2 protein-coding genes are annotated in these 4,594 nt (G+C 41.0%); both read right to left on the bottom strand.

The window, feature by feature from the left end; translation table 11 throughout:
- Window positions 1–943 (bottom strand): RagB/SusD family nutrient uptake outer membrane protein (locus tag AC1DPZ_RS22385; protein WP_477407619.1); only part of this gene is annotated, 943 nt, incomplete at its 3' end.
- A 19-nt stretch (window positions 944–962) separates the two neighbouring features.
- Entirely contained in the window at window positions 963–4,304 is a 3,342-nt protein-coding gene (locus AC1DPZ_RS22380) for a SusC/RagA family TonB-linked outer membrane protein (RefSeq protein WP_477407617.1), read from the bottom strand.
- Window positions 4,305–4,594 lie beyond the last annotated feature (290 nt).

Genomic DNA, 4,594 nt, shown 5'->3' with positions numbered 1-4,594 from the left:
GCTGGGCATTATCAACATTACCACCCACTACCGAGCTTGGGTTTTCCTGCTCAAGTACCCATATTGCCTCACTACTTCCCTGGGCGCGCCTTTGGTTGCCGTAAACAAACATATCTGAATAATAATCACCGGCTCCTGCGGCCCTTACACCATAGCGGTTTTTTACGAGGCTAAACTTGCCGCTGCTAATAATAGCCTGTGCCTGCTGTTCGGCCAGGTCGTTTTTACCCATACGCAGGTATACTTCTGCAAGCAATTGCATGGCCATGTATTTATTGGCCCTGCCGGCCGGCAGTTTACCTGTTGCATCAAATTTTGATGATACACCGCCAACATCAGTAAGGTTGGCTGCTGCAAAAGTAAGATCGCTTACAATCTGCGCGTTAACATTATCAAGAGATGCACGTACAAAATCTGTTTTAGGGCCGGTAAGTGTATGTACCACCAATGGCACTTTTCCAAAAAGTGTTGCTAAGCTATTATAAGCATAAGCCCTGAAAAATTTGGCTTCTGCACTTACAGCATTCTTTCCGTTAGCGGTAAGACCCTTAACACCAGATCCTTCTACAGCATCAACTATAATATTTGTATTATTAATTAACGCGTAATATTTGCCCCAAACATAGGAGGCGGCGGCATCTGTTGAAGTTAATGTGGCATAATTATAGTACGGCACTTCAATTCCCTGCTGATTTGCGGTAGCATTGGCTACATCTGTACCAACCTGCCAAACACTTGGCCATCCCTGCGCGCTGGAATAAGTAAGGATACCGGTAGTGTAATTATACAAACCCACTAATGATGCCTGAAGGCCCAATGAATCTGTTAATGTTAAAGGTGTATATGCGGAATATGGTTTTTCATCCAGGTAAGCTTTTTTACAGGATGCAAATGCGATAATAAGCACTGATACCGAAACCAATATAATTGAATACTTTTTCATGTTTTTATATTTTATCAGTTTATTTTAATGAAATATTTGCACCAAATACAAATGTGCGGGTTACAGGATAGTTATTGGTCCAGTCGGCGGTAAATGCTGACTGATTAGCATTAGAGTTTGCTGTTCCCCTGGTATAAAAAGTTTGTTCGGGATCCCAGCCTATCCATTTAGTAAAGGTGTGCAGATTGCGGCCGCTTACATAAAATGTTAAACTGCTTATATGCGCTTTATCCAGTAATTTTTGTGGAACTACATAGCTAAAGGTTACATCCTTAATACGGGTATAGCTGGCATCGCGCGGATATCCATAACCACGGGTATTGGTATATGATAATGCCTGGAAAGAATTATTGCCATTAGTAGGTGTCCAGTAACCTATTTCTGATGGTGTATTTCTTCGGCCAGATTCATCGGCATAATTTAAATCGGCATTATTTTTAAGCATCCCCTGCGCGGTTTGTATAAATACACTCAGGTTAAACTGCTTGTAATGAAAAGTATTTGTAATACCACCTGTCCATTTTGGTGCGGTCTGGCCCTGGATAACCTTATCATCCGCTGTAATTTTACCATCACCATTGGTATCGGCAAATTTTAAATCGCCAGGTTTAGCTCCCGGATCTTGTTTTGAAGCATCTTCACCGGTTTGCCATATACCTGTCATTTTGTAATCGTAAATTACACCAATGGGTTTACCAATAAACCAACGGTTACCCAAATCACTCTTCCCGTCACCATACAGGTCAACAATTTTATTACGGTTAACCGCATATACAATATTGCTTTCCCAACGAAAATCCTTACCAACAATATTGCGTGTATTTAAAGTAACCTCGATGCCTTTATTAGCCACTTTACCTATATTATCCAACACTCTTGAGTAGCCYGTTATGGAAGGAAGGGCTCTTTGCAGTAATAATCCATACGTGCGGGTCTTGTACGCGTCAACAGAACCGTTAATACGGCTGTTAAACAGGGCGAAATCAGCTCCGAGATTGGTACCCACAGTTGTTTCCCAATGCAGATTGACATTGCCCAGGTTGCTTGCCTGTACACCTATTGTACTTACCCCGTTAAAGGGGGATCTTACTGTACCGTCAGTTGTAATGGTTTGATAAACACCAACAGCTTCGTTCCCGGTTTTTCCGTAGGATGCCCTTAGCTTTAAATTGTTGACGATTTTTGAATTTTTAAGGAAATTTTCCTCGCTAATGTTCCAGCCCAAAGCAGCAGATGGGAACCAACCATATTTAGTTGTATTAGCTCCGAAAACTGATGAACCATCCCGACGTGCAGTGAATGTAAATAAGTACCGGCCATTATAGGAATAGTTTATACGCCCCATTTGCGAGTTTAACGCATATCTGTCTGAGTAAGATGTGGAAGTCTGCGTTGCCCCGGCGCCTAAGTTGTTAAAAGAAAGCTCATCATTAACAAAGCCCGTTGCAGCTGCTGTTGATGTAAAATACCTGCGGCGCTGCGCGCTGTATAGTCCGGTAAAGTCAAAATGGTGCAAACCTATATCTTTATTATAGTATAACAGGTTTTCGATAGTATAGGCACTTGTTTCGGAACTTGCAGCACTGGCAGATCCTAAGGGTGTATTTGCCAATCGGCCGCTATAACTATCAACTCGGGTTGGTAAATAAGTGTAGCCTGCATTAACCCGGTATTTTAACCCTTTTAAAATACCGCCAAATTTTATTTCGGCATAGCCATTACCATTCAGGTTAACGCTCCGGTTAATTTGATCTGTAGTTAAACCTAATAGCGGGTTAGTATATAACAACTCCGGCTTCATGGGGTAAATGTTATAAGTGCCATCGGCATTATATTCATTTCCATAAGGGCTCATGGCTGTAGCAAATAACAAATTTGCCCGGCCTCCATCATAATTATTGTTGGCGAAATAGGATGACATCCCAACTGTTAAATAATTGGTAACATTAATATCAAGGTTTGAGCGGATGCTTACCCTGTTATACTGGTATCCTTTTACTACACCTTTTTGTTTAAGATAATCGCCCGATATATAATATTTAACATCAGGACTACCGCCAGATACACTAAGGTTATGATCCTGCATTACACCTTGTTGCGTTACTTCCTTAATCCAGTCGATTGTTTTACCGGCCTGGTAATTTGGCAGCTCGGAGCTGTTAGGTACCGGACTTGTTTGGGTTTGCCCGGTTTGTGACATATAATCGGCATATTTTTGTATATAAGATGCCGGATCACGTGGCTCAAGGATATGTGCCAGATTTTCAACACCCGCATAACCGCTGTAACGAATAACCGGCTTACCACTATTGCCCCTTTTTGTGGTGATCAATATAACACCATTTGATCCATTGGTTCCATAAATGGCCACCGCCGATGCATCTTTTAATATTTCCATCGATGCTATATCATTGGGGTTGATATCATTAAGTGAGCCCCCGGTTTTACTAAGCGGAATACCATCAACAACCACGTATGGGCCGGTAGTTGCTCCAATTGAGTTTTGTCCCCTTACAATTGATGATGGCTGACTACCTGGTACGGATGATGACGTTGAAATGGTAACACCTGCTACTGCGCCTTCCAAAGCCTGTAAAACGTTGGTTACCGGTAACTCCGATAAACGGGCTTTAGGCACCGAAGCTACAGAACCGGTGATATCAGATCTTTTTTGAGTACCGTAACCAACCACAACAACTTCATTTAACTGTTTATTTTCCTGTTGTAATTGAACGTTAATGGTTTTTTGCCCGTTAATTGCTACTTCGCGGCTGGTGTAACCTATAAATGAAAATATCAAAGTGCCATTATAGTCGGGTATATTAATTGTATAAGCTCCCTGTGAATCTGTACTTACAGCTGTATTTGTTCCCTTTAATTTTACTACCACGCCGGGCAGTCCTTGCCCCGTTTCATCAGTAACTTTACCACTAATGGCAACTGCCTGCACCTCCCCGGTACCGGGCTTAATTTCTGTTGTGGTTATTGATGATTCATTGGTGGTTTTGCTTAGCACAATGCGATCATTAACAACATCGTAGCTAATATTGTAAGGCTTTAAAAGTTCGGTTAACAGGTCTTTAAGTTTTTCCTGGTGCGCATCTACGCTTATTTTTTTTGAGCTTTCAATTATATCCTGGAAATAAACAAATCTCACATTAGCCTTTTTTTCCAGTTTTTTCAGGAAACTGCTCAAATCCATATTGTTGGCAGAAATATCTACCTGCTGGGATAATATACCCTGAGCATGGCCGGGCTTAGCCAGGGAAACCCCTGTGAAGACAATTGCTATTAAGAGCTGACAACATGTTATTTTCATGATTCTACACCAGTCGATGGAGGTTTGTAAATTAATATTCATACATTAGAAATGTTTTATTTGGTTAAAAAATGAGACAATAAACCCCTTACACCTTAGTAAAGGTGTTCTTTTCCGAGATCATGGGGGATTTAAAAGAAAGGGTGTCGCAAGCACTCTTTCTTTCCTTTTAGTATAGAGAGTTTGTTTTTATTTTTTCATACAGCGGAATTTAAGTTTAATAAATAATTGGTTAATTAGTGTATTCCTTCTGCAACGTAAACTTCTCCCCATCCGTTACATAGGTTAGCTTTAACAGCTTTTTTAACATCTCCATAATGTCGGGCAAACTT

The organism is Mucilaginibacter sp. P4_G9, assembly GCF_056400985.1.
The sequence above is the reverse complement of the archived record's forward strand: the minus strand, read 5'-3'. Positions and strand labels throughout refer to the sequence as shown.